This window comes from Flavobacterium sp. (assembly GCF_050696275.1).
Lineage (GTDB): Bacteria > Bacteroidota > Bacteroidia > Flavobacteriales > Flavobacteriaceae > Flavobacterium.
Genome location: NZ_JBOGUT010000008.1, coordinates 69,266 through 94,835, shown reverse-complemented (window position 1 = coordinate 94,835; position 25,570 = coordinate 69,266). Strand labels below are relative to the sequence as shown.

The 25,570-nt window shown below is 35.2% G+C and carries 23 protein-coding genes; 9 read left to right on the top strand and 14 right to left on the bottom strand.

Annotated features, from left to right (window positions below; all coding sequences use genetic code 11):
* The first annotated feature begins 100 nt into the window (after positions 1–100).
* On the top strand, positions 101–3,790 hold the full coding sequence (gene purL / locus ACRDEC_RS06405) for a phosphoribosylformylglycinamidine synthase (protein ID WP_431497506.1): 3,690 nt from the start codon (positions 101–103) through the stop codon (positions 3,788–3,790).
* Positions 3,791–3,853: 63 nt separating this feature from the next.
* On the opposite strand, the gene ACRDEC_RS06400 is transcribed toward purL, so the two are convergent.
* Positions 3,854–4,153 (bottom strand): hypothetical protein, encoded by a 300-nt coding sequence (locus ACRDEC_RS06400; RefSeq protein WP_431497505.1) that lies wholly within the window; start codon positions 4,151–4,153, stop codon positions 3,854–3,856.
* A gap of 1 nt (position 4,154) precedes the next feature.
* Positions 4,155–4,439, bottom strand: coding sequence for a hypothetical protein (locus tag ACRDEC_RS06395; protein WP_431497504.1), 285 nt, complete (start codon positions 4,437–4,439; stop codon positions 4,155–4,157).
* A gap of 270 nt (positions 4,440–4,709) precedes the next feature.
* On the opposite strand from ACRDEC_RS06395, the gene ACRDEC_RS06390 reads away from it, so the two are divergent.
* The gene (locus ACRDEC_RS06390) at positions 4,710–5,573 is read left to right on the top strand and encodes an EamA family transporter (RefSeq protein ID WP_431497503.1); all 864 of its coding nucleotides are present in this window, start codon (positions 4,710–4,712) and stop codon (positions 5,571–5,573) included.
* A gap of 42 nt (positions 5,574–5,615) precedes the next feature.
* On the opposite strand, the gene ACRDEC_RS06385 is transcribed toward ACRDEC_RS06390, so the two are convergent.
* Complete coding sequence (locus ACRDEC_RS06385; RefSeq protein WP_431497502.1) at positions 5,616–6,200, bottom strand: dual specificity protein phosphatase family protein; 585 nt, start codon at positions 6,198–6,200, stop codon at positions 5,616–5,618.
* A 3-nt stretch (positions 6,201–6,203) separates the two neighbouring features.
* The gene (locus ACRDEC_RS06380) at positions 6,204–8,129 is read right to left on the bottom strand and encodes an LTA synthase family protein (protein WP_431497501.1); all 1,926 of its coding nucleotides are present in this window, start codon (positions 8,127–8,129) and stop codon (positions 6,204–6,206) included.
* Between the two features lie 132 nt (positions 8,130–8,261).
* Here ACRDEC_RS06380 and ACRDEC_RS06375 point away from each other — a divergent pair, with 132 nt between their 5' ends.
* On the top strand, positions 8,262–9,686 hold the full coding sequence (locus ACRDEC_RS06375; RefSeq protein ID WP_431497500.1) for an L-serine ammonia-lyase: 1,425 nt from the start codon (positions 8,262–8,264) through the stop codon (positions 9,684–9,686).
* Positions 9,687–9,882: 196 nt separating this feature from the next.
* Here ACRDEC_RS06375 and ACRDEC_RS06370 read toward each other — a convergent pair whose 3' ends face one another.
* From ACRDEC_RS06370 to ACRDEC_RS06350, 5 genes are all read right to left on the bottom strand, one after another.
* Positions 9,883–11,823 carry a KUP/HAK/KT family potassium transporter gene (locus ACRDEC_RS06370; protein WP_431497499.1) on the bottom strand — a complete coding sequence of 647 codons (1,941 nt, stop codon included), beginning with the start codon at positions 11,821–11,823 and terminating at the stop codon, positions 9,883–9,885.
* A gap of 109 nt (positions 11,824–11,932) precedes the next feature.
* The gene (locus ACRDEC_RS06365) at positions 11,933–12,616 is read right to left on the bottom strand and encodes a response regulator (RefSeq protein WP_431497498.1); all 684 of its coding nucleotides are present in this window, start codon (positions 12,614–12,616) and stop codon (positions 11,933–11,935) included.
* Positions 12,609–13,721, bottom strand: a complete 1,113-nt coding sequence (locus ACRDEC_RS06360) for a sensor histidine kinase (protein ID WP_431497497.1) — start codon at positions 13,719–13,721, stop codon at positions 12,609–12,611. Before ACRDEC_RS06360 ends, ACRDEC_RS06365 begins: the two co-directional genes overlap by 8 nt.
* 147 nt (positions 13,722–13,868) lie before the next feature.
* Complete coding sequence (locus tag ACRDEC_RS06355) at positions 13,869–14,195, bottom strand: hypothetical protein (protein WP_431497496.1); 327 nt, start codon at positions 14,193–14,195, stop codon at positions 13,869–13,871.
* Between the two features lie 139 nt (positions 14,196–14,334).
* Complete coding sequence (locus tag ACRDEC_RS06350; RefSeq protein WP_431497495.1) at positions 14,335–14,766, bottom strand: nuclear transport factor 2 family protein; 432 nt, start codon at positions 14,764–14,766, stop codon at positions 14,335–14,337.
* A gap of 100 nt (positions 14,767–14,866) precedes the next feature.
* Between ACRDEC_RS06350 and panB the strand changes: the two genes are divergently transcribed.
* The 4 genes from panB to ACRDEC_RS06330 are packed head-to-tail and all read left to right on the top strand — an operon-like array spanning position 14,867 to position 18,502.
* The gene (gene panB, locus ACRDEC_RS06345; RefSeq protein ID WP_431497494.1) at positions 14,867–15,685 is read left to right on the top strand and encodes a 3-methyl-2-oxobutanoate hydroxymethyltransferase; all 819 of its coding nucleotides are present in this window, start codon (positions 14,867–14,869) and stop codon (positions 15,683–15,685) included.
* A 21-nt stretch (positions 15,686–15,706) separates the two neighbouring features.
* On the top strand, positions 15,707–16,402 hold the full coding sequence (locus tag ACRDEC_RS06340; RefSeq protein WP_431497493.1) for an RluA family pseudouridine synthase: 696 nt from the start codon (positions 15,707–15,709) through the stop codon (positions 16,400–16,402).
* Positions 16,403–16,431: 29 nt separating this feature from the next.
* Positions 16,432–17,760, top strand: a complete 1,329-nt coding sequence (locus tag ACRDEC_RS06335; protein WP_431497492.1) for an aldehyde dehydrogenase — start codon at positions 16,432–16,434, stop codon at positions 17,758–17,760.
* 13 nt (positions 17,761–17,773) lie between these two features.
* Positions 17,774–18,502, top strand: a complete 729-nt coding sequence (locus ACRDEC_RS06330) for a hypothetical protein (protein WP_431497491.1) — start codon at positions 17,774–17,776, stop codon at positions 18,500–18,502.
* A gap of 71 nt (positions 18,503–18,573) precedes the next feature.
* Here ACRDEC_RS06330 and ACRDEC_RS06325 read toward each other — a convergent pair whose 3' ends face one another.
* Positions 18,574–19,455 carry a hypothetical protein gene (locus ACRDEC_RS06325; RefSeq protein ID WP_431497490.1) on the bottom strand — a complete coding sequence of 294 codons (882 nt, stop codon included), beginning with the start codon at positions 19,453–19,455 and terminating at the stop codon, positions 18,574–18,576.
* A 109-nt stretch (positions 19,456–19,564) separates the two neighbouring features.
* On the opposite strand from ACRDEC_RS06325, the gene ACRDEC_RS06320 reads away from it, so the two are divergent.
* Positions 19,565–20,599, top strand: coding sequence for a formimidoylglutamase (locus tag ACRDEC_RS06320; protein ID WP_431497489.1), 1,035 nt, complete (start codon positions 19,565–19,567; stop codon positions 20,597–20,599).
* A gap of 87 nt (positions 20,600–20,686) precedes the next feature.
* Positions 20,687–21,937, top strand: coding sequence for a DEAD/DEAH box helicase (locus ACRDEC_RS06315; protein WP_431497488.1), 1,251 nt, complete (start codon positions 20,687–20,689; stop codon positions 21,935–21,937).
* Between the two features lie 75 nt (positions 21,938–22,012).
* Here ACRDEC_RS06315 and ACRDEC_RS06310 read toward each other — a convergent pair whose 3' ends face one another.
* The 4 genes from ACRDEC_RS06310 to ACRDEC_RS06295 all read right to left on the bottom strand — a co-directional run bounded on the left by ACRDEC_RS06310 (position 22,013) and on the right by ACRDEC_RS06295 (position 25,476).
* Positions 22,013–22,510 carry a CAP domain-containing protein gene (locus ACRDEC_RS06310; RefSeq protein ID WP_431497487.1) on the bottom strand — a complete coding sequence of 166 codons (498 nt, stop codon included), beginning with the start codon at positions 22,508–22,510 and terminating at the stop codon, positions 22,013–22,015.
* 135 nt (positions 22,511–22,645) lie between these two features.
* Positions 22,646–23,290 carry a pyridoxamine 5'-phosphate oxidase gene (pdxH, locus tag ACRDEC_RS06305; protein ID WP_431497486.1) on the bottom strand — a complete coding sequence of 215 codons (645 nt, stop codon included), beginning with the start codon at positions 23,288–23,290 and terminating at the stop codon, positions 22,646–22,648.
* Between the two features lie 23 nt (positions 23,291–23,313).
* Positions 23,314–24,219, bottom strand: coding sequence for a ribonuclease Z (locus ACRDEC_RS06300; protein ID WP_431497485.1), 906 nt, complete (start codon positions 24,217–24,219; stop codon positions 23,314–23,316).
* 84 nt (positions 24,220–24,303) lie between these two features.
* Positions 24,304–25,476 (bottom strand): proline dehydrogenase family protein, encoded by a 1,173-nt coding sequence (locus ACRDEC_RS06295; protein ID WP_431497484.1) that lies wholly within the window; start codon positions 25,474–25,476, stop codon positions 24,304–24,306.
* Between the last annotated feature and the right edge of the window lie 94 nt (positions 25,477–25,570).

The window sequence follows — 25,570 nt, the reverse complement described above, 5'->3', positions numbered from 1 at the left end:
CCGCTTTATTTTTTTAATGCTAAATTTGCACTTTCAATACAACAACACACCCGAGGCGAGCCGAACTGTATGGAGCGCAGCGGAATAAAACTACACAACAATGATTTATTTCTTCGGAAACCAAACCAACGCGGTTTTTGCAGTACACACGAGCGAAAACGAATTGGCGAAGCAATCGCAAAACGGACTATCAACAGAAGATATCAACAAATTAAACTGGCTTTTTGGCAACGCACATAAAATAGAAAAATCCGTAATAACGGATTTTTTTGTTGGTCCCCGTGCCGCTATGGTAACGCCTTGGAGCACTAATGCAGTTGAGATTACCCAGAATATGGGAATTTCCGGTATCATCCGAATTGAGGAATTTGAAAAATCGCCTTCTGAGTTTAGTGATTTCGATCCAATGATTTCACAAAAATATGCGGAATTAAATCAAGACATTTTTACCATCAATATTCTTCCTGAGCCTATTTTAGACATCGAAGATATTGCAGCTTACAACAAACAAGAAGGTTTAGCTTTAAGCCCGGAAGAAGTAGATTATTTGAATAATCTTTCTGCTAAATTAGGCCGAAAATTAACCGATTCAGAAATTTTCGCTTTCTCACAAGCCAATTCAGAACACTGCCGTCATAAAATTTTCAACGGTACCTTCGTTATAGATGGAGAAGAAAAACCTACTTCTTTATTCAAATTAATCAAAAAAACATCTCAGGAAAACCCGAACGATATTGTTTCGGCTTACAAAGACAATGTTGCTTTCGTAAAAGGGCCAAGAGTAACTCAATTTGCTCCAAAAACGGCCGATAAACCTGATTTTTATACCGAAAAGGAATTTGATTCAGTACTTTCATTAAAAGCAGAAACTCACAACTTCCCTACTACCGTAGAGCCTTTCAATGGAGCTGCAACAGGTTCTGGAGGAGAAATCCGCGACCGTTTAGCTGGCGGACAAGGTTCCTTACCATTAGCAGGAACTGCTGTTTACATGACTTCCTATTCCCGATTAGAAGGAAATCGACCTTGGGAAGAGAAAATGAATGAAAGACCTTGGTTATATCAAACACCAATGGATATTTTAATCAAAGCTTCTAATGGAGCTTCAGATTTTGGTAATAAATTCGGACAACCGTTAATCACAGGTTCTATTTTAACTTTTGAACACGAAGAAAACAACCGTAAAATAGGTTACGATAAAGTAATCATGCAAGCTGGTGGAATTGGATACGGAAAATTAGATCAAGCCATTAAAAAGAAACCGCAAGAAGGTGATAAAATTGTGATTCTTGGTGGCGAAAATTATAGAATTGGAATGGGTGGTGCTGCCGTATCTTCTGCTGATACAGGTGCTTTCGGTTCCGGAATCGAATTAAATGCCATTCAACGTTCAAACCCCGAAATGCAAAAACGTGCTGCCAATGCTATTCGTGGTTTGGTAGAAAGCGATAACAATCCTATTGTGTCTATTCACGATCACGGTGCAGGAGGACATTTAAACTGTCTTTCTGAATTAGTAGAAGAAACCGGAGGATTAATTGACTTAGACAAATTACCTGTAGGCGATCCTACCCTTTCGGCTAAAGAAATTATTGGAAACGAATCTCAGGAAAGAATGGGATTGGTTATAGGACAAAGTGATATTGATACATTACAGAAAATTGCAGACAGAGAGCGCTCTCCAATGTACCAGGTTGGAGATGTAACTGCCGATCACCGTTTTACTTTCGAATCAAAATCAACCGGATTGAAACCCATGGATTATGCTTTAGAGGATTTCTTCGGAAGTTCCCCTAAAACAATCATGACCGACAAATCAATTGCAACTAACTATTCAGATTTAGGTTACACAACTGAAAACATACCCACGTATTTAAACCAAGTTCTTCAATTAGAAGCTGTTGCTTGTAAAGACTGGTTAACCAATAAAGTAGACCGTTGTGTGGGTGGACGCGTTGCCAAGCAGCAATGTGCCGGCCCGTTACAATTACCTTTGAATAATGTTGGAGTTATGGCTTTAGATTTCAAAGGGAAAGAAGGAATTGCCACAACAATTGGCCACTCTCCTATTTCTGCATTAATTGATCCTGTAGCAGGTTCAAGAACGGCTATTGGAGAAGCATTATCCAATTTAGTTTGGGCTCCTTTAAAAGAAAATTTAAAATCAGTTTCATTGTCAGCTAACTGGATGTGGGCTTGTAAAAACGAAGGTGAAGATGCAAGATTATACGAAGCGGTAAAAGCATGTTCTGATTTTGCCATCGAATTGGGAATCAATATTCCGACAGGAAAAGATTCGCTTTCCATGAAACAAAAATACCCCAATGACGAAGTAATTGCACCAGGAACAGTTATTATTTCTGCTGCAGGAAATTGTTCTAACATCACTAAAGTGGTAGAACCGGTTTTACAACGAAACGGAGGGAATATTTACTATATCAATTTATCTCAGGATACTTTCAAATTGGGAGGCTCTTCTTTTGCACAGGTTTTAAATAAAATCGGTACTGAAGTTCCAACAATTAAAGATTCTGAATATTTCAAAAAAGCATTCAATATTCTACAGGATTTAATCAAAGAGCGAAAAATCAAAGCGGGACATGATATTGGAAGTGGCGGTTTAATTACCACTTTATTGGAAATGAGTTTTGCTGATGTAAATTTAGGAGCTTCTTATGATTTATCTTCTTTAGGTGAAAATGATACGGTTAAAGCCTTATTCAACGAAAATATTGCAGTGGTTTTCCAAGCGGATGCTTCGGTTGAAAGTGTTTTTAATCAACATAATATCAAAATTTTCAACATTGGTTCAGTTGTGGAAGGAAATACCGTTTCAGTTAAAAACAATGATAACGAATTTACTTTCGATGTTTCCGAAACAAGGGATACATGGTTCAAAACATCTTTCCTTTTAGATTCAAAACAAGCGAAAAACGGTACTGCAGCAGCACGTTACCAGAACTATAAAAATCAGCCACTAAACTATACTTTCCCTTCTTATTTTGATGGAAAAGCACCGGTTATAGACCATTCAAAACCAAAACCGAAAGCAGCTATTATCCGTGAAAAAGGAAGTAATTCTGAGCGTGAAATGGCAAACGCAATGTTCTTGGCAGGTTTTGATGTAAAAGATGTCCATATGACCGATTTAATTTCGGGTCGTGAAACACTTGAAGATATTCAGTTTATAGGAGCTGTGGGAGGATTCTCAAATTCTGATGTTTTAGGTTCTGCCAAAGGTTGGGCCGGAGCATTTCTATACAATGAAAAAGCAAACACTGCTTTGAAAAACTTCTTCAAACGCGAAGACACCTTATCTGTGGGAATCTGTAATGGCTGTCAGTTGTTTATGGAATTAGAATTAGTTAATCCTGAGCATGAATTACACGGTAAAATGCTTCATAATGAAAGTCATAAACATGAAAGTATTTTTACATCTGTAACTGTTCAAAAAAACAATTCAGTAATGCTTTCAACATTAGAAGGGACTACTTTAGGTGTTTGGGTTTCTCATGGAGAAGGTAAATTCCAATTGCCATACTCAGAAGACAAGTACGAAATTGTTGGAAAATATGGTTACGAAGGTTATCCAGCAAATCCAAACGGTTCTGCTTTTAATACCGCTATGATGTGCGATAAAACAGGACGCCATTTGGTAACTATGCCTCATATTGAGCGCTCTACTTTTCCTTGGAACTGGGCGCATTACCCAGATAACGGATATAAAGACGAAGTAACACCATGGCATGAAGCTTTTGTAAATGCCAGAAAGTGGATTGAAAATAAATAATCCGGAATTTCTATACTATTAAAAAAGCAATCCTTTCATTATTTCGAAAGGATTGCTTTTTTATTATACGCCTCTATTTATTTTAGCCGAAATCAATCCTGTTACAATATTTGAAGCCGCAAAACTAAATAGGCCTGAAGCTATCATACCTTGCCCGGCAAATATCGTGTCATTTTCAATGGCATTATTAAAAACCGTTCCGCTTGCTACACCAATTCCAACTCCAAGAACTACCAAAATAAGGTATTTCCAAGGATCAGGTCTTGGTTTCCAAGGATCTGGCTGTGGTTTTCTTGGTCCACGCCACCATCCGGGATACTTTGTCCCACACCAGCCCATAGCTGCAAAAAATAAAGTTCCCATCTTATTCTCTTCCTGCCTCCATACCCATCGAAATCAGCCCTGTTACAACATTTGAAGCAGCAAAACTAAATAACCCGGAAGCTATCATACCTTGTCCGGCAAATACTGAATCATTTGCAATGGCATCGTTAAAAAACATACCGCTTGCTATACCAATTCCAATTCCGATTACTGATATTACTGCAAATTTCCACCATGGTTCCGGATCCGGTTTTTTTGGCCCACGCCACCATCCTGGATATTTTGTTCCACACAAACCCATAGCTGCAAAAAATAAAGTTCCCATACTATTATTGTTTAATTAATGCCTACTCTAGCTTTTCGGCTTACGCTTATTAATTTAACAAATCTAAAAACAGTAGAATTCATTTTAGTGAGGGAATACCTTATACTTATAGGGTAAAATCACCCTTTTTCTCTTAAAATTCCTTAATTAATATCGCTCACATACTTTCTGCTTAAGTGCTTTTTTTGTATCATTGTGCCGTTTTTGTTTACTATTAAAGAAAAGCTTTTAAAACTTATAAAAGATAAATAACCCTAATCAAACTATGCCATGCTCTATGTAATCCTCAGTATTATCTGCAGTGTCATGGTTGGTGTTTTACTAAAAATAGCCAAGAAGAATGACCTTAGTTTTTACCAAATCATTACATGGAATTATGTATTTGCTCTGTTCCTGACTTATATTGTTTACAAGCCGGAATATAACGTTGACTTTAGTTTATCAACTGGAGCAATCCTTCTGACGCTTTGCTTTCTGCTTCCCGTCATTTTCATTTTCCAGGCAAAAGCCATCAGATACAATGGAATCGTCAAAACAGATATCGCCCAAAGATTATCGTTGTTTTTATCCATAGTTGCTTCTTATTTTATTTTTCAGGAAGAATTCGGCTTCTATAAAATCATTGGGTTATTATTTGCCTTTACTGCTATTTTTTTTACTCTTTATAAGAAGAGTAAAGCAGATACAAAAAAGAAAAACAAATGGCATTTTCTCTTACTGGTCTTATTTGGTTTTGGAATTATTGATGTTTTATTTAAGAAAATCTCATCGTTAAGTGAAATGACATTCACAGAAGTGCTTTTTTTCATTTTCTTTGGAGCATTAACCATTTCTGCTACAATCTCAGGTTATTATATTCTTAACCGAAAAGAAAAATTCGGTTTGAATAATATCCTTTGGGGATTGGGTGTTGGTGTGCTCAATTTTGGCAACATTTCATTCTATATCAAAGCACATCAGGCACTTTCAGCTAATCCATCAACTGTATTTGCAGGAATGAACATGGGCGTAATTTTATTGGGAAGCTGCATTGGAATTTTTGTTTTTAAAGAGAAAATGACCCAATTAAATTATGTAGGGATTGTACTTTCCATCATTTCCATACTTTTTATTACTTACGCACAGTTACACTAAATTTTAGGATACAAAAAAAGCCCAATTAAGGGCTTTTCCATTTTATTTTTGTGTTTCTTCCGCTTTTTCTTTTCTTGTTTTATAATTATGAAGAAAATCTCCTTTTGGTTTTCCCAGATCGAATGAACTGAATTTAGTTAGAAACCTCGTGCTTGTTCTGGCTTGGTCTCTGTTCATATTTTCATATTCAATTCGGTATAATGCAGAATACATCTCTGCCCGCCCAACTCCATGATAGCAATGAATCAAAACAGGATAATTATCTTTATTATCCATAATTTTAAAAAAAGCATCCAAATTATGCTGCTGCGGAACCTGATCTGAACCGTTATTGAAGTAATTTACACCCGGTATTTTAGCTACTGCCACTTTTTCTGCTGTCAATTCTGTTGGAATCTCAGGATTATTTACCAAATCTGCCGTTCCCGGAAAACGCAAATCTACAATACTTTTGATGTGGTATTTTTTTACATAATCAGCAATTTCATCCGGAGGGATTACACCGCTTTTGTATACTTTTCCTTCAGTAATAGTCTCAAAATTGTGGTTGATATTCATGTCATAGACATATTTTCCACCAAAGAAAGCCACAATTAAAAGTACCAATATTCCTATTTTCTTTTTCATATTCTATTTTTTATAATACAAATTCTGATCAATAATTCTCTTCATATAGTCCTGAACAAAAGCTTCACAAGCCTTACCTGATTCAATCATTTCTTTATTCGGTTTTGCAATCAGATTCTTCTCCAAACCTTTGTCATTTTTATTATAATAACCGGTAATCTTCTTTCCGTCAAAAGTACAAATATAATTTCCTCTTTGAAATTGGTATTGATTTCCGTTAAAATTAATCGCATAAGGAACAATCTTTTTATCCCCTATCAAACTTCTTCCCCAACTTCTGAAAGGCTTATCATAACCCACTAAATCTAATACTGTCGGATAAATATCGATTTGTTGTGCCAAATCATGTACTTCTCCTTTTAAACTTCCGTCTGGTTTGTAAATCAAAATTGGCACTGCCTGACGGTTAATAATCTTATAATATTCATCATAGGCAGTAATATTTCCATGATCTGCAGTAATGATAAAAATAGTATTCTTAAACCAAGGCTGTTTTTTTGCCGATTCGAAGAATTTTTTAAATGAATAATCCGTATAACCTATACATTGGTGCATTGGTATGGTTCCTTTAGGAAATTTTCCTTCAAATTCTTTAGGAACAATATAAGGCTCATGAGATGAAATCGTAAAGATAGTACTGAAAAAAGGAGCTTTCTTCTTATCTAAAGTCTGCTTCATGAACTGCAGGAACGGCTCGTCCCAAATTCCCCAAACACCATCATATAAACTGTCATTATTAAATTCTGTTTTTCCGTAATAATGATCAAATCCTAAAATATTTCCAAAACCAAGAAAACCCATAGAACCGTTTGGAGCACCGTGAAAGAAAGAAGTATCATAACCCATTTCTTTCAGACAGGAAACCAAAGATTGTATTTTCTGTTTAGGATAAGGTGACGATGTAAAAGCATCTCTAAATGACGGAATACCTGCTACAATAGATGACATTCCGTGAATAGACTTGCTTCCGTTAGCATAGGCATTAGTATAAATCATACTGTGCTGTGCCAGCGAATCGATAAATGGCGTATAGCTTACAAAATCCTTTATCGTAGAATTAGGATTGAATGCGCCCAAGTATTCCCTCCCAAAACTTTCCGTAATAATCAATACAACATTCGGAGTAGTTTTCGGGTTATTATGGTACTGTTTTATAGGCTGAAAGTTTTCTTCCACCATTTTTTCAGGAACAATATTGATCTTTTTGAAACTTGTTTTTCCAATAGTTCTGATAATTGAAAAAGGAGTATTCAAAACAATGTCTGCATGCTGTGGTTTCGAAACATATCTGTTAGCATCAATTATATTTAATGGTCTTGTGCTTTTTTTGAAATCACCTCTAATACCTCCTACCGCTAAAGTAGCAAAAACTAAAACACCAATAAAAGAAGAGATAGAATAAGCTGGTTTGCCATTGGGTACTTTCTCTGCAACTTTAACTTTTTTATACAAATAAACCCAAAAGAAAGCCAACACAAAGAACAACACATATACATGCCAGTAACTCACAATAAAACGGAAAAACATATTTCCTTTATTGGACTCATTCTTAATGATATCCATGAAAGCTACAGTCGTTCGAGCGTAAGTAAACTTATAATAGATAAAATCTACAAAGTTTGTCGCGTACGCTATCAAGTTGAATGTAAAATATATATAAAACAGAAACTTCTGATAATTTTTACTGGTGTTTATCCAAAAAGGAAAGATGGAACAAAGAAGAAATAAAGCATTTACATAAAGTATTGCCGTAGTATCGAAAACCAATCCGTGGTACGCCAATATCAAGAATTCGGTAACCGAATCCACCTTCAATAACTTGCTGTTGTATATAAAGAATCCTATTCTTGCTAAAAAGTAAAACAAATAGGCTAATAAAAATCTGTAAAAAAGAACTTTATATTCTTGTAACCTGAAGTATCTAGACATTGAAATTTTGTTTTGAATGCATTTGTAAAAGTAGAAAAATATAATCTTTGGAAGTAATTTTAATACATAATATTTCTTCCCGATTTATAAAACAAAAACTATATTTGTCCTAATTAATTACACTGTAAGTTTATGGAAGAATGTATTTCGGTTTTTGATATGCTCAAAATTGGTGTTGGACCTTCAAGTTCCCATACGCTGGGACCTTGGCGTGCTGCAGAGCGTTTTTTGAAAGAATTAAAAGAAGAAAGCATTTTAGATAAAATTACACGTGTAAAAGTAGACTTGTATGGTTCGCTTTCCTTAACAGGTACAGGCCATGCCACAGACCTTGCCGTAATGCTCGGCTTGAGCGGTCAGGATCCGGAATATATTCCTGTACAGGATATTGACGGTATCATAAAAAACATCCGTACAAGCCATAAACTCCATTTAAACAATGAGTTTCCTATTGATTTTACTATCGAAACAGATATCGTTTTCAACAAAAACTTTCTGCCTTTTCATGCTAACGGACTGACATTTACAGCGTATGCTCCGGGTAAAACATACGAATCTACTTTTTATTCCATCGGAGGTGGATTTGTAGTGAAAGAAGAAAGAGATAACGCTAAAAAGAAAACAGAAATAAAGTGTGCTTTTCCTTATCCTATCAACCTCGCTTCTGAACTGCTGGTATATTGCCAGGAACAAAACAGAAAGATATCGGAAATTGTATATGACAACGAAAAATCAATGCGTTCCGAAGAAGCTATTGACCATGAGTTAATGCGTATTTGGGAAACAATGCTGGAGTGCATGTACATAGGCTGTCATAGTGAAGGAATCCTTCCGGGCGGATTGCATGTACGCAGACGTGCATTCGATATGCATCAGAACTTAATCGGACTGGCTAATTATTCGAATCCGCAGGAATGGCTCGAATCTATCCGAAAAACAGAAGTAAAATTCCGTCAGATATTAAAATGGGTAAGCTGTTTTGCTTTGGCAGTTAATGAAGTGAATGCTTCTCTAGGCCGTGTAGTTACTGCTCCAACAAATGGTAGTGCCGGTGTAATTCCTGCCGTTTTAATGTATTATATGGTGATTGAAAACCACGAAGCCGATAAAAACCATGTCAAGCAATTTTTAATGGTCGCTGGAGAAATAGGAAGTATCTTCAAAAAAGGAGCTACCATCTCTGCAGCTATGGGAGGCTGTCAGGCAGAAATAGGTGTTTCCTCAGCAATGGCTGCTGCAGCGCTTTGTGAAGTAATGGGAGGAACTCCGGAACAAGTTTTAATGGCTGCAGAAATTGCTATGGAACATCATCTTGGACTAACCTGTGACCCTATTGGAGGTTTAGTGCAGATTCCTTGTATTGAAAGAAATACGATGGGTGCCATAAAAGCCATCAATGCAGCTGAATTAGCAATGGAAACCGATCCTAAGAATGCTAAAGTGCCTTTAGACAAAGTAGTCAATACCATGTGGCAAACAGCCAAAGACATGAACAATAAGTACAAGGAAACTTCCGAAGGAGGTCTTGCTATTGCCGTAAATATGGCCGACTGTTAATTTACTTATCAACGAGTAATCAAAGATTAGAAACGAGTAAACGTTACTAATCTTTGAATAAACAATTCTAAATAACAAAAAGAGATACTTTAGATTCATACATCAAAGGAATTTTCGAATGAGGAATCTGTTTGCGAAAAATTAAGTGTCGAATATAAAGTTGATGCTAATACAACTATTTTTTTCATGATATGCTTTAATTTTCTCTTCTGCACAATTCACGGCTGGAAGCCGGACTATAAATCATTGGAACATTCTCGATAGCGACATCGCTTTTATCTAAACCGAAAGCTTTTTCGTCAGAAAGGGACAAGCGTTTCAGCCAGAAGTACGAAGTCAGTAACCAACCATCTTTCAGTTCAAAATCATTTTCTACGGAAAGGAATTTCTCGATAATGATAAATTTGAAATCCGGTTCTGCATTGTATTTAGTGGAACCGTCCGGACGAATGTGCAGGCTGAGTTCTTTTCTTTCTACCAACTCCTGAACGATTTTCTTGAAATACAATTCGACCTTCGGCTGTACTCTAAAACCAAGATTTAAAATCACTTTGATTACCTTATCATCTACTATTTCTACGACTTCATAATTTAAAGTAAACGGATCATTGACTCTATTGATGTGTAAGAACCAGTATACATCGGCTCTTTTAGGTTTTTTAGCGAAGATGGATTTCATGATCTTCTCTTCTATCTCGTATGTTCTGTCTGCTTTGGATAAATAAATCAGATGGGTTGAATATTTTGGAATGGTATCGTCTTCACTCAGTTCGCTTAACAAAGGCGTTTGTTCAATTAAATTGGTAAATTTCAGGAAGCGATTGTTGATTTTTCGGGAATAATACCAAACGTACATCACCATGAAGATGAATAATTCGAAGAATAAAAACATCCATCTTTCTTTTATTTTAACCACATTGGCAATAAAAAAAGAAATTTCAATCACTGAAAAGACAAAGAGCATAATGGCAACCCATCCCATTTTCATTTTCTTGATGAACAACAAGTAATACGACAATAGTAACGTGGTCATTAACATCGCAATCGTGATAGAGAATCCGTAGGCTGCTTCCATATGTGCCGAGTTCTTAAAGTACAGAATCATTAATATACAACCCACCCAAAGTATCGTGTTTACAGAAGGAATGTAAATTTGCCCTTTGAGGTTTGTTGGGTTTTTTAAAGCCACCCTTGGCCAGAAATTAAGCGAAATTGCCTCATTGATTAAAGTAAATGAACCACTTATTAAAGCTTGGGAAGCAATAATAGCCGCCAATGTTGCAATTACAATCCCGATGATTAAAAACCACTGTGGCATAATGGTGTAAAACGGATTTTTTCCTCCTAAGAAATCGGCCCCCTGATGCATAAGCCAAGCTCCTTGACCTAAATAATTGGTAATTAAAGCAGTCTTTACGAAAATCCAGGTAATGCGAATATTGGATCTTCCGCAATGACCTAAGTCACTGTATAAAGCTTCAGCTCCTGTTGTACATAAGAATACAGCTCCTAAAAGCCAAAAACCATGAGGATATTCGACTAATAATTTGTAGCCGTACATTGGATTTAGTGCTTTCAGAATATCCGGATGATGTACAATTTGGGAAACACCCAAAACCAAAAGCATTGTAAACCAAACTACCATTGCAGGACCAAAAATAGAACCTACTTTTTGTGTTCCGAAACGTTGAAAAATAAACAATCCGGAAAGAATGGCAATTACAATAGGAACGGTAGGCAAATTAGGAACTATTGTCTCCAGTCCTTCCACAGCTGAAGCTACGGAAATTGGTGGTGTTATAATACCGTCAGCCAATAATGTGGTTGCACCTAAAATAGTCGGGATAACCAGTTTTCCTTTTCCGAAGCGTTTCACCAAGGCATACAAGGAAAACACGCCGCCTTCTCCTTGATTATCAGCTGACAATGTAAGAAAGATGTATTTGAAAGTTGTTTGGAAAGTTAAGGTCCAAAACACACAGGAGATTCCTCCATACACTAATAATTGGGTTATCTGCCTATCTCCTACGATAGATTTCATTACATATAGCGGACTTGTTCCGATGTCACCATAAATAATACCGAGAGCAACTAAAAGAGACGCGGCACTGACTTTTTGTATGGTTGATTTATTCATTTTGTATTTAATTTTAAATTTAATTTGAGTTCACTTTAGAGCATAGAAAAGCCGGATCACGATGAAATGGTTATTCGTAATAGCAATTATTTTTTATGTGTGTGATTAATTATCCGGAATTGAAGCGGTAGCCTACACCCGATTCGGTTAGTATGTATCTTGGATGATTGGGATCGTTTTCTATTTTTTTTCTTAGTTGTGCTATGAAGACTCTTAAATATTGTGTTTGGTCAAGATAACCCGGACCCCAGACTTCTTTTAGAATATATTGGTGTGTAAGCACGCGTCCTTCGTTTTTAATTAATAATGACAATAAAGAATATTCGGTAACTGTGAGTTTGAGTACCTCATCATTTACTTTAACAATCCTTGCAGAGAAATCAACAGTTATAGCATCAAATATAACAATAGGTTCGCTGGAAGTTCCGTTCAGGTTACGCAAAGCTGTTCTTATCCGGGCCAGTAATTCCTGTGTACGGAAAGGTTTTGTCAAATAATCATTGGCACCATTATCCAATGCTTTTACGATTTCGTTTTCAGCACTTTTAACCGATACAATTATAATAGGATTCAGGTACCATTCTCTAAGATGAAGTAATACGTTTTGCCCGTCATCATCAGGCAATCCTAAATCAAGTAGAATCAGATCCGGCGGATGATTGGCCGCGAAGAGTAAACCTTCTTTGGCGTTAGAAGCGAATGCCGTTTTATAGCCATTGGATTCCAGAGTAATTTCCAACAGTTTTCTGATTTGGCTTTCATCATCAATCACTAAAATGGTGGCATTATTCATTGCTTATCGAATTAGTTTGCATTACTGTTGCCGGAAATGCGATGGTAAATACGGCACCTCCTTCTTCTTTACTTTCCAGAAAAACTTTTCCTTTTTGAGCTTCAACAAATCCTTTCACTATAGAAAGTCCAAGACCGGTTCCTCCTGTTTTTGACTGTTGCAAACGATAGAATTTATCGAAAACCTTGTTGATTTCTTCTTCTGGAAAACCGTCTCCATCATCGGCAATGACTATTTTACAAGTCATTACCTCATCTTCTTCTAATTCGAAATTTACTTCAGGATTGTACTCAATTTCTATTTCAATTAAAGCACCTTTTGGAGTATATTGAGAAGCATTGAAAACCAAATTGTAAATGATCTGTTCTGTCAATCCATAATCCAGCTTAAATAACGGAAGGTAATCCGCTATTTTAACTTTTATCCTGTGATGGATTAATTCTTCTTTCAGATTATCCAAAACATTGTAAACTAATTCTTTTACATCACACCAGTCCATTTTTGGCTTAATATAACCTGATTCCAAACGTGACATATTTAATAGATTTTCTACCTGATGGTTTAACCGTAATGAGGCTTTTTCCATTTCAGACAAAAGCTTTACATGGTTCTCTTCTGACAAATGAGTCGATTTTTCCTGAAGCGTTCCCACGGCTCCCATAATAGTAGCAATAGGAGTTCGCAATTCATGTGATAAGGAATCCAATAGTGTGTTGTACAGCTTCATCGTATGCAGTTTGGCTTCTTTTGCATGAGCTAATTGGTTTGCCTTTCTTATCTTATACGTTAAAACGGCATTGATCAGTGCAATAATAAAGAAAAGGAGAAGTAATAATGTATCTTTCGCAGTTTCGACATGCAAAGTATAATAAGGTTTGATAAACAAGAAATCCATGATTAGAGCACTCAAGACAGCCGCAAGTAAAACTGCATAAATATCAAGGAATATTGCCAATATCGAAACCAATACAAGCAGCAAATAACCAATAACGGTATAGTCCAGGTAGCTTCTCGTAAATAGAAACAATACCGATACAATACCCACGGAAAGGACGCTAAATACGTATTGGTTTTTAGTTCCGGTATGTTGAATTAACTTTTTCAATTTCTTAGGACTTAATTACACTGCAAAGTTAAATCATAAGTTGTAAGTATTTTATAATATGAAATAGCGTAAGTATAAAGATTTTATAAAGAAATCACTCCTATCTTACACACGATATAGATCTGCAAATAAAAATTGTATATAAAGTTAAGCTACATTTTTCAAATTTAATTTTTGATTGTTAAATTCTTCTATTGTCTTGTTGTTTAGAGTAGAATGCTTGCGTTTTCTGTTGTACCGAATTTCAATATATTCAAATAAATCGAGCTTCATTTCTCCTTTAGCTTTCAGTAAATAAGTATTCGGATAAATGTAATTATTCTTATAATTGAATTTATGTTTAACAATTTTGTTATTCAAATCCTCATAACTATACTCTTTTAATGAATCAGGTATTTCTTTAAAATTTTGTGATATAGATAAATTAAAGAAAAGCAGACAGCTACATAAATTGAAAATTGGAAATTTTCCCATAAAATATTGAGCTTGTATTTTTATGTTCTTTTTCGAAGTGAGGCTAACAACCTTTCGAATCTTTTATTTTATAACGAATAAAGTCTTATAAATATAACTAAAGCAGCAAAAACAATAAAATAGCGCTAAGTAAAAAAAACTACTTCCGTCTTGTATCAATAATATAAATGATTTTCCAGGTATCGTTTTCTTTAAAAAGTGTAAACGCATTTACTCCAGAGTGGCTTAGTTTGCCATTAATGTAGAATTCATAAGGTGTCCAGGCGTGAGCCATTGCGCCATCAATTTGAATAGTATACCCAAAAATCTTTTCTTCAAACTTTAAATCCGGAGGAAATTGAGCAAATGATTTATAAAATTCCGATGTCTTTTCTTCTGCAAGCCTGTTGCTTTTTACACCTTCAACAATAGATTGCAGAATCATTTTGTCATGACAAACTGATTTAATCTTGACAGTATCTTTTGCGTGAAAACCATCAAAAAAAGTAGTTATAGTTTTTTTAATATCAGTCTGTTGTGCATTTCCATTTAAACTAAAACAGAAGATCAGTAACAATGTAATTTTTCTCATAATTGCAAAATTTAAAAACTCCTTTATTGGTGTGAATAATCTAATTATTGTTACACATTTATAGAATTTGTAGTACTTTTACACTCTAAAAATTTGAGCTATGTCAACTGCAAAGAAAGATTACAAAAGAATTACAACAAAATCACTAATTGATATGAAAGTCAATGGTGAAAAGATTTCAATGCTGACTGCATATGATTTTACTATGGCGAAAATTGTTGACACGGCTGGTGTAGATGTAATATTAGTTGGAGATTCTGCCAGTAATGTTATGGCCGGACACGAAACAACCTTACCTATTACATTGGATCAAATGATTTATCATGCTTCTTCAGTAGTCCGCGCTGCAGAAAGAGCCTTGATTGTTGTCGATTTGCCTTTTGGTTCTTACCAATCGGATTCGAAAGAGGCCTTGCGTTCTTCTATCAGAATTATGAAAGAAAGCGGAGGACACGCTGTGAAACTGGAAGGCGGAAGCGAAATCAAAGATTCGATTAAAAAAATATTAAATGCCGGAATTCCAGTTATGGGACATTTAGGTCTTACACCACAATCCATTTATAAATTCGGAACTTATACTGTTCGTGCCAAAGAAGATGCTGAAGCCGAAAAACTATTGGAAGATGCCAAAATGCTGGAAAGAATTGGTTGTTTTGCCCTGGTTTTAGAAAAAATACCAGCACATCTGGCGCAAAAAGTAGCCGAAAGCATTTCGATTCCTGTTATTGGAATTGGGGCTGGTAGCGGAGTCGATGGCCAGGTTTTGGTTTTACATGACATGATTGGGATGACGCATGAATTCAGTCCGCGTTTTTTACGCCGCTATATGAATTTGTATGAAGACATGACCAAAGCCATTGGAAATTACGTAACTGACGTAAAATCGGTTGATTTTCCTAATGCTAACGAACAATACTAGTTTGCAGACAGCAGATTTAAGATGGCAGAAAAAATAATTTCGAATAAAAACAACCTACAGGTTCTTCACGAAGACAATCATATTATTGTTGTAAATAAACGTGTGGGCGATATAGTTCAGGGTGATAAAACCGGTGACAAACCATTATCTGACGTCGTAAAAGAATACCTCAAAGACAAATACAGTAAGCCCGGAGAGGTTTTTCTGGGTGTTGTACACCGATTGGACCGGCCTACAACCGGCATTGTGGTTTTTGCACGAACCAGCAAAGCGTTGACCCGTCTGAATGATTTGTTTAAAAATCGTGAAACCCAAAAGACCTATTGGGCTGTAGTCAAAAATCAGCCTCCTAAAAAAGAAGACAATCTGACTCATTTTCTTAAAAGAAATGAAAAAAACAATACTTCAAAAGCTCATATAAAAGAAGTTCCTGAGAGCAAAATAGCCAGTTTGGATTATAAAGTAATAAAGGAGCTAACCAATTATTTTGCCCTTGAAATCAATCTCCATACAGGAAGACACCATCAAATCAGAGCGCAATTATCTGCTATCGGATGTCCTATAAAAGGCGATTTAAAGTATGGTTTCGACCGAAGCAATCCTGACGGAGGTATTCATCTTCATGCCAGAAAATTGAATTTTATCCATCCTGTAACTAAAGAAAATATAACAATTACGGCTCCGGTTCCCGACGATGCAATTTGGCGCGCCATTTAATTTTATATCTTTAGAAAAAAAATATTTTTATGAGAAACTTTCCTTCTGTATCTGAAAGAAAAGAAGTCTTGAAAAAACTTCTGAAGAACGTTATCATTCACGAGGAAGAAATACTTGAAGCTTTGTACAAAGACTTCAAAAAACCAAAATTTGAAGGGGTTATTTCGGAAACAGCCTATATCATTTCCGATTTAAAAAACACAATCAGCAATATTGATTCCTGGGCAAAGCCAAAAAGAGTTTTTCCATCCTTGCTCAATTTCCCTTCATCTGATTATATTTATAGCGAACCTTACGGAAGAGTATTGATTATTGCGCCCTGGAATTACCCTTTCCAATTAACTTTTTCTCCTCTTATTGCTGCTGTTGCTGCTGGAAACAAAGTAACGGTTAAGCCCTCGGAACTTACACCTTACACATCGGCAATTATTTCTAAAATTGTAAGAGAAACGTTCGACATAAAGCAAGTGGTTGCTGTCACTGGTGATTATACCATCGCTCAGGATTTACTTCAAAAACGATGGGATTATATTTTCTTCACAGGAAGTGTTGCTGTTGGAAAAATTGTTGCTAAGGCTGCAGCCGAAAATTTAACGCCGGTTACTTTAGAATTAGGTGGAAAAAACCCATGTATTGTAGATGAAACGGCTAATTTACCTTTGGCAGCAAAAAGAATTATCTGGGGAAAAATACTGAATGCCGGTCAAACGTGCATTGCACCCGATTATATCCTGGTTCATTATCGCGTGAAAAAGAAACTGGTTGGATTTCTGATTCAGGAAATTGAAAATGCTTTGGGTGAAAACCCGGAATTATCAGAAGATTTTGCTCGTATTGTAAATCTTAAAAACTGGAGAAGACAAATCAGTTTATTGGAATATCAGACTATTTTATCAGGAGGAGAAAGCAATCAGGAAACATTATACCTCGCCCCTACACTGCTCGACGAACCCGACTTGGATAGTTTGGTAATGCAGGAGGAAATTTTCGGTCCTATTTTACCTATCAAATCTTACGAAAACAAGTCAGATATTGAAAGAATTATTTCAAAACATGAAAAGCCCCTTTCGATGTATTTATTTTCGGAAAACAAGCCTTTTATGAAGGAGTTTATGAGAAAATATTCATTTGGTGGAGGCTGTATAAATGATACTATTGTTCACTTTTCGAACAAACGACTGCCTTTCGGAGGTGTTGGCCATTCCGGAATGGGTGCTTATCATGGAAGCCGTGGTTTCGAATCCTTTTCCCATAAAAAAGCGATTGTAAAAAAGGGAAACTGGCTGGATATTCCTATACGATATGCGCCTTATAAAGGCAAATTAGGCTTACTGAAAAAAATACTAAATTGGTTATAATTATAAAATAAGAATGGAAGAATTAAATAAAAAAAGAAACTCTTTAGAAATAGGAGAAGTCATTAATAACACCCTTGAAATTTATAAAAAAACAGCTTTACAAGCTGGTATGGCTATCTTAAGCATGTATTTTGTTCTTGTGCTTTTATTTTTTATTGGAAGTAATTTTTTCTTTAAAATGGAAGAAATTCCGGAACTGATGAAAAATTTCAATCCTGAAAAATTCAGTTTAAACGGCAGAATGATATATCTTACAATTATCACTGTTTTTCTTTCTTTAGTAGCTCCTTTTATGGCAGGGATTTTTAAGATGTTCCAAGACGCAGACCATGAAGAGGAAATCGCATTTTCATCTATTTTTGCTTACATCAATAGTCCAAAGTACATTCATATTGTTTTAGCGACGGCAACTATTTCAGTTTTATCTAATGGGTTTAATCTGTTTTTAAAGGATTTCTTTTCGGAACCCTTCGGTACGCTTATTGGAGTAGTAATTTCTCTGATTGTTGGCATCCTTACTTATATTGCCATTCCGCTGATTCTTTTTAAAGACTTCAACTTTATCAACGCAATTAAGGAAAGTTCAAAACAAATTGGAGCTAATTTATTTTCTGCGATAGTTCTGATGATAATTGCTTTTGTTTTATCCTTTATTGGGATTTTTGCTTTTTGTGTTGGTATATTTTTTACTATTCCTTTCTTATATGCTATGCAATACAGCATTTATAAAAGATTAAATTAAGATCTGTATAGTCATAAAAAACCCGTCTCGTTTTAAAAAGGAGACGGGTTTTTAATTTTATTTAAAATATATTATCTCAGCGTGAAGCTGGTTTTAGAAACTAATACATCTTTGTCAAAGATATTTACGAAGTAAGATCCTCCTTGAATATCAGCCACAGATAAATCTTTCTCTACTTTTACTGTTTTATTTTCATATTTTACAGTAGCTATAAAACTATAGGTTAATGATTTTTCGCCAAAAGCTTCGGTTTTTTTCTCACCAAGAACATTGTTTTTGCTATCAATCACCTGAACATAATACGCTTTATCTCCTGATTTTGCAATTAGGTTTTCAGCAATCATAAAACTGATTTTCAAAACGTCAGCTTTACTTGCTTTATCAGTTGCAATCTGTTTTCCTGAACTACGTTGTTTAACAGCAGATGTTTGTAAATTTAAAACGGTTAACCTTGATCCTTTTTCAACTGTTTTGGATAAATTATCATTATGTGCAGTTAGCGTATCATTGACTTTTCTTGCATCTGTAAGAACTACAGCTGTACTGTCTCTTTCTACAGTTAAGCGTTCGTTTTGTTTTTTTAGTACAGTAACCTGTTTCATTAAGTTATCTACACTGCTTCTTAATTTTATTGCTTCTGTTTTGTACTTTGACATAGAAGCTGCATCGCCTTTCGATTTTTCAACATCAGCCATTAATTTCTGAACACGATCTCTTTCTACGATCAGTTCTTCAGACATTGAAGTGTTTGAGGCAATAGCCGCACTAAGGGAATCATTGGCAGCGTGTAAATCTTTTAAAACTGAGTCTTTTTCACTCATTAATACTTTTTCAACGGCTTTAGAGTCACTAGTTAGCTTGTACATATAACCCAAACTTCCTAATAATAATAAAGCTAAAATTACGATAATTGCTTTAAGACCAGAGTTGCTTTGTTTTTGGTTTTCTTCCATTTTTTTTGGTTTTTAATAGGTGCTAATTTAATTTTTTATTTGAGACTTTCATAAACTATAACGCAAGTTTACATAAAAATAGTATTTTTGATTTATTATAAATACAAATATGGAGAATTTAATCCGTTTTAAACAATCTGATTTAGCCAAAATTACCAATTTCAGAAACGGTGAAGTAAAATTTGGAGAGAAAATTATCACTGTTCCAAAAGACGAAGATGCGGCGGATTTTATGTCGAGATGTGAAGCCAAATATGTTATTATAGGCATTCCGGAAGATGTTGGGATTAGAGCAAATTTAGGTCGTCCCGGAGCTAAAACAGCTTGGCAGAGCGCGATACAAAGCATTGCAAATATTCAACATAATAAATTTTGTAAAGGAAGTTCGATATTAATTTTAGGTCAGGTAGATGTTTCGCAGGAAATGGATTTGGCTAAAGATCTCGATGAAAATATCCCTGAAGACCGCAAAAAACTGTTCAAAATTGTAGAACAGATTGACAAAGAAGTTTCCCATATTATTTTTTCAATCGTAAAAGCCGGAAAGAAACCTATTATAATTGGCGGCGGACACAACAATGCCTACGGAAACATAAAAGGTACTGCTCTCGCCAAAGGAAAGCCTATAAATGCTATAAACTTTGATGCCCATTCTGATTTTAGGATTTTGGAAGGAAGACACAGTGGTAATGGTTTCTCCTATACTTATGACGAAGGTTTTCTTAAAAAGTATTTTATTTTTGGGCTTCATGAGAGCTATACTTCCAAAAGTGTTTTGGATACCATCAAAAAATTAGACGACAGGGTTCGTTACAATACCTACGATGAAATAAAAATCAGAGGTCAGAAAAACTTCTATCAGGAAATGCAGCAATCTCTGGACTTTATCAAAAGTGATTGCTACGGAATTGAGATTGATCTAGATGCCATTCCAAATATTGCATCAAGTGCCATGACATTAAGTGGTTTTTCAGTCGAAGAACTGCGTCAGTTTGTATACTATTGCAGTAAACATCAAAACGCCAGCTACATTCATATTTGTGAAGGTGCTCCTTCATTAGGCGAAGAAAAAAACAATCACTTAATTGGTAAATTAATTGGTTATCTGGTAACCGATTTTATAAAAGGAAACAACGAAGTATAATCCTACAATGGTTATTTTTCGTTTCTAACTTCAAAAGGTTATCTTTGTACCGAATTGCGAATTTATGCAATTCTAAAATTTGACTTTATGTTATTCGAAGATTTATCACTTTCAAAAAGTATCCAAAGAGCCGTTTTTGAAGAAGGTTATACAAACCCAACCCCTATACAGGAACAAGCTATTCCTATCATACTGGCAGGACAGGATTTAATAGGCTGCGCACAAACAGGAACAGGAAAAACAGCAGCATTTGCTATTCCTATTATCCACAACCTGCACCGTATTGTAGGTTCCTCAAAAAAAGAAAAATTAATCCGTACTCTTGTTGTAACTCCAACACGGGAATTAGCAATTCAAATTGGCGAAAGTTTTGACACTTATGGCAAATATACCAATTTAAGACAGTTGACCGTTTTTGGAGGTGTTTCACAAGTTCCGCAGGTAGATCAGCTAAAAAAAGGAGTTGACATCCTTATTGCTACTCCCGGGCGATTATTAGATTTACACAAGCAAGGATTTATCGATTTAAATCATTTGCATCATTTGGTACTTGATGAAGCGGATCAAATGTTGGATATGGGCTTTATCAATGATGTGAAAAAGATTATAAAGCTGACGCCAAATAACAGACAGACATTATTATTTTCGGCAACAATGCCAATAGCAATACGCGAACTGGCCGAAATGTTCCTTACTGATCCTCAAACAGTTCAGGTAGCACCTGTATCATCCACTATTGATACTGTTGATCAGCGCATCTATTTTGTAGATAAATCAGATAAAAGACAATTACTTTACCATATAATCCGAAATGAAAAGTTAAGCAACATTCTTGTTTTTTCCAGAACAAAACATGGTGCTGACAATGTTGTAAAAGCATTAAGAAAACAAGGTTTAAGTGCCGAAGCTATTCACGGTGATAAATCGCAGAATGCAAGGCAAAGAGCCTTAGACGGCTTTAAGAATAAAGAAACAGATATTCTTGTTGCTACTGATATCGCTGCTCGCGGAATTGATATTGAACAATTACCGTTTGTAATCAATTTTGATTTACCGAATATCCCTGAAACGTATGTTCACCGTATTGGAAGAACCGGTCGTGCCGGAAATGGCGGTGTAGCTATATCTTTTTGCGGTAAAGACGAAGAACCCTACTGGAAAGATATCATCAAGCTGACTAAAGCCAAAGTAACAACTATCGAAGAGCATCCGTATCCTTGGAAAAACAGTGCAGGTGAACCGATAAAAGCTGAAAGCAATTCAAACAGAAGTGATGGGCGTCACAAATCATCCAGAAAATCAGATAATTCTAAAAAGAATAAAAAACGCTGGTATTAATACAAATAAAAAAAGTCTTAGTTGGGGAGCTAAGACTTTTTTTCAATCAAATAAACAAACTAAACAATATACTAATTACTTTTTCATAAAAATATTAGTATAATACTTTTTACCTGCGGCATTCGCACGTATGGATATTCCAAAATGGGTATAATCTCCTTCTAAATTTACTTTGTGGCTTTCGCTGTTTAACCAAGCATTCACTACGCTTTGTGGGGAAGAATAATTGTAAGCTAAATTTTCGCCTACTGTTTTAGCGCCTAAACCATTCACTATTTTCTCATATCTGTCCTGAAAAAAATTGTGGCTCATTTCACCTGTTGAGATCATATAATTATCATGTTCTTCAGATACAAATGAAATATAATCTACTGTTATTAATTTATTTAAACCGATGCTTGCTCTGTGGTCATTAATTAATTTCAGAACCTGTTCTTCTTCGGTAACGTAATCGTATTTGGCATCCAATTTGGGATCTTTAACAACTGCTTCTTCATCATTTCCTGCTGAACATGAAATAAACGAAATTGAAATCAAAACTAAAAAAACAACCTTCGATAAAATCTTTTTCATATTTAATAATTTGTTAGTGAGTTAACATCGATATTGGAAATTTCGACGTCGCAACATTACAAACTATCCGATGAAATGCCAAATAAAATCGATAAACTACACAAAATCAGCTTATTGATGAAATAATTCTTACGATTAAGGTTCTAGTCTTTCTTTTTTCCAGGAGAAATCACCTTGCAATTGAAAACGGATTCGATCATGAAGTCGATTAGGACGACCTTGCCAAAATTCAATTTCTTGCGGCTCAACAATATAGCCTCCCCAATGTTTAGGTCTTGGAATTTCTTTTCCTTCAAAATCTGACTCTAATTGTTTTAATTTTTCTTCTAAAATTACTCTTGAAGAAACGACTTCACTTTGGTTTGAAGCCATTGCGCCCAATTTACTTCCATCCGGTCTGGATTCAAAATAACCATCAGATAAATTCTCAGCAATTTTTTTTGCCACTCCTTTTATAATAACCTGACGTTCAATTGAATGCCAAAAAAACGAAAGACAAACATTTGGATTGTTTGCAATCGCTTTTCCTTTTTCCGAATTGTAATTGGTATAAAAAATAAAGCCTTCATAAGTAAACTGTTTGAGCAGAACAACTCTGGCTTTAGGAAATCCATCCAAACCAATTGTAGCAACTGTCATAGCATTTACTTCATCAACGCCTCCAAAATCTTCTACTTCATGGAACCATTGCTTAAAAAGTGTAATTGGATCTTCTGGGAGGTTTGTTTCCAGCAGTTCACTTTTTTCATATGATTTTCTGTAATTACTCAAATCTTCCATGGCTGTTATTTTAATTAATCGGTTTATAATTCAAAAACAACCCCATCATCACCTAAAACCGTATTCTCGAAAATAGTTTTGGCTTCTTCCTGAAATAGCTGAATCGAATCATATCGGGTTGAATAATGTCCCAAGATCAATTGCTTACAATTGGCTTTTTTCGCAATCATTGCCGCTTGTTTTGCAGTTGAATGCATCGTCTTTTCTGCTAATTGTTCTTCCGAATCTAAGAAAGTGGTTTCGTGATATAACACATCTGCCTCTTTTATAATTGGAATAATACTTTCGTGATACATGGTATCCGAACAAAAAGCATAACTTTTAGCTGCCGGAGGATCAAAAGTCAAATCTGCATTTGAAATTACACGTCCATCATCCAGCGTAATGTCTTTCCCGTTCTTTATGTTTTGAAAGTAGCATTTATCAATTTCATAATGCTGAACTGCCGCTACATTCAATTTGCGTTCTTTCGGTTTTTCCTGAAATAAAAAACCATTGGTATACACTCTGTGTTTCAACGGAATAGTTTTCACTATCACTTTTTCATCTTCAAAAACAACCTCAGATTCTGTTGAAGTTAATACTACAAAATGCAATTCATATTGCGGCCAGGAATTAGATAATTTCAATTGGAGTCTGATAATTTCTTCAACTCCTTTCGGGCCATAAACCGTTAAATCATTATTTCTGTTCAATAAATTAAATGTCGAAATCAATCCAATCAATCCATAAAAATGATCTCCATGCAAATGAGAAATAAAAATATGATTGATGGCCGAAAACTTGATTTTGTTTTTTCTCAACTGCACCTGAGTCCCTTCACCACAATCTATCAGAAACAACCTGTTTCTGATTTCCAATACCTGTGATGTAGGGTTTGTAAACGTTCGGGGAGTTGCTGCATAACAACCAAGTATGGTCAGATTCATCTGTTTGTATTTATTGCATTTTTATAGGTCAGATGGAATCCGCCAAAATACTTTAATTGGATTGAGCAGTTATAGCTCATTTCATTAGTTTTTGTTCTTTCTTCTGTCGCGTTCGGTTTTTATCAAGGTCAATTCACGACTCGTTTGTCCTGCAACTGATGTATTTTCTTCTGCACGTCTAATTAAGTAGGGCATCACATCTTTTACAGGACCAAAAGGCAAATATTTAGCTACATTGTAACCTGCAAATGCCAAATTATAACTGATATTGTCACTCATTCCATATAATTGTCCGAACCAAACTCTGAAATCGTTTTTTGCAATTCCTTTATAATTCATTGATTCCATTAACTTATAAGAACTGTCTTCGTTGTGGGTTCCTGCAAAAATGGCCATTTGGTCGATATGTTCAATCATATAAGCTACGGCATCATCAAAATTATAATCTGTTGCTTGTTTTGAAGCACAGATTGGCGATTTATATCCTTTTTCCGCAGCACGGTTGTTCTCTTTTTCCATGTAAGCACCACGAACGAGTTTCATACCTATATAAAATCCTTCTGTTTTAGCCTGCTCGTGTAATTTTTTCAAATAATCCAATCGGTCCCAACGATACATTTGTAATGTGTTGTAAACTACTGCTTTTTGCTTGTTGTATTTTTGCATCATTTTGGCAACTAAATCATCGGCTGCATCTTGCATCCAGCTTTCTTCCCCATCAATCAGCAAGGCAATATCGTTATCGTATGCCGCTTTACATACTTTATCAAAACGAACTTCCACCCTATTCCATTCTTCTTGTTCTTCTTGATTTAAAGTTTGTCCTTCTCCTAATTTTTCATACAATTCGAAGCGTCCAAAACCTGTTGGTTTAAAAACAGCAAAAGGAATAGCATTCTTTTCTTTGGCAAATTCAATTGTTTTTAAAGTCATCTGTAAAGCATCATCAAAATGAGCTTCATCTTCTTTTCCTTCCACAGAATAATCCAAAACCGAAGAAACTCCTTTGGTAAACATTTTATCAACAACCGGAATACAGTCATCTTCTGAAACACCGCCGCAAAAATGATCAAAAACCGTAGCTCTGATAAGCCCTTCAACAGGCAGATTTGCCTTTAGAGCAAAATTGGTCACTGCTGTTCCGATTCTGACCAAAGGCTGAGAATCAATCATTTTAAATAAAAAATAAGCTCTGTCGAGTTCTGTATCACTTTTAAGTGAAAAAGCATTTTGTGTATTATTGAAAATTTTATCCATGTGAAATTATAATGTTATGCAAATATACTACTCAAGCGCATTTTTTTAAATAAAAAATACTTTATTTTGCGGAACGAATTAAACTTTTACACCT

Bases quoted from the DNA above. Each gene is read 5' to 3' on its own strand.
- ACRDEC_RS06375 (WP_431497500.1), top strand. From the start codon at position 8,262: ATGGAAGAATGTATTTCGGTTTTTGATATGCTCAAAATTGGTGTTGGA.
- ACRDEC_RS06400 (WP_431497505.1), bottom strand. From the start codon at position 4,153: ATGGGAACTTTATTTTTTGCAGCTATGGGCTGGTGTGGGACAAAGTAT.
- ACRDEC_RS06365 (WP_431497498.1), bottom strand. From the start codon at position 12,616: ATGAATAATGCCACCATTTTAGTGATTGATGATGAAAGCCAAATCAGA.
- ACRDEC_RS06390 (WP_431497503.1), top strand. From the start codon at position 4,710: ATGCTCTATGTAATCCTCAGTATTATCTGCAGTGTCATGGTTGGTGTT.
- ACRDEC_RS06355 (WP_431497496.1), bottom strand. From the start codon at position 14,195: ATGGGAAAATTTCCAATTTTCAATTTATGTAGCTGTCTGCTTTTCTTT.
- ACRDEC_RS06315 (WP_431497488.1), top strand. From the start codon at position 20,687: ATGTTATTCGAAGATTTATCACTTTCAAAAAGTATCCAAAGAGCCGTT.
- purL (WP_431497506.1), top strand. From the start codon at position 101: ATGATTTATTTCTTCGGAAACCAAACCAACGCGGTTTTTGCAGTACAC.
- ACRDEC_RS06380 (WP_431497501.1), bottom strand. From the start codon at position 8,129: ATGTCTAGATACTTCAGGTTACAAGAATATAAAGTTCTTTTTTACAGA.
- ACRDEC_RS06370 (WP_431497499.1), bottom strand. From the start codon at position 11,823: ATGAATAAATCAACCATACAAAAAGTCAGTGCCGCGTCTCTTTTAGTT.
- ACRDEC_RS06295 (WP_431497484.1), bottom strand. From the start codon at position 25,476: ATGGATAAAATTTTCAATAATACACAAAATGCTTTTTCACTTAAAAGT.
- ACRDEC_RS06325 (WP_431497490.1), bottom strand. From the start codon at position 19,455: ATGGAAGAAAACCAAAAACAAAGCAACTCTGGTCTTAAAGCAATTATC.
- panB (WP_431497494.1), top strand. From the start codon at position 14,867: ATGTCAACTGCAAAGAAAGATTACAAAAGAATTACAACAAAATCACTA.
- ACRDEC_RS06340 (WP_431497493.1), top strand. From the start codon at position 15,707: ATGGCAGAAAAAATAATTTCGAATAAAAACAACCTACAGGTTCTTCAC.
- ACRDEC_RS06310 (WP_431497487.1), bottom strand. From the start codon at position 22,510: ATGAAAAAGATTTTATCGAAGGTTGTTTTTTTAGTTTTGATTTCAATT.
- ACRDEC_RS06330 (WP_431497491.1), top strand. From the start codon at position 17,774: ATGGAAGAATTAAATAAAAAAAGAAACTCTTTAGAAATAGGAGAAGTC.
- ACRDEC_RS06385 (WP_431497502.1), bottom strand. From the start codon at position 6,200: ATGAAAAAGAAAATAGGAATATTGGTACTTTTAATTGTGGCTTTCTTT.
- ACRDEC_RS06300 (WP_431497485.1), bottom strand. From the start codon at position 24,219: ATGAATCTGACCATACTTGGTTGTTATGCAGCAACTCCCCGAACGTTT.
- ACRDEC_RS06395 (WP_431497504.1), bottom strand. From the start codon at position 4,439: ATGGGAACTTTATTTTTTGCAGCTATGGGTTTGTGTGGAACAAAATAT.
- ACRDEC_RS06350 (WP_431497495.1), bottom strand. From the start codon at position 14,766: ATGAGAAAAATTACATTGTTACTGATCTTCTGTTTTAGTTTAAATGGA.
- ACRDEC_RS06335 (WP_431497492.1), top strand. From the start codon at position 16,432: ATGAGAAACTTTCCTTCTGTATCTGAAAGAAAAGAAGTCTTGAAAAAA.
- ACRDEC_RS06320 (WP_431497489.1), top strand. From the start codon at position 19,565: ATGGAGAATTTAATCCGTTTTAAACAATCTGATTTAGCCAAAATTACC.
- pdxH (WP_431497486.1), bottom strand. From the start codon at position 23,290: ATGGAAGATTTGAGTAATTACAGAAAATCATATGAAAAAAGTGAACTG.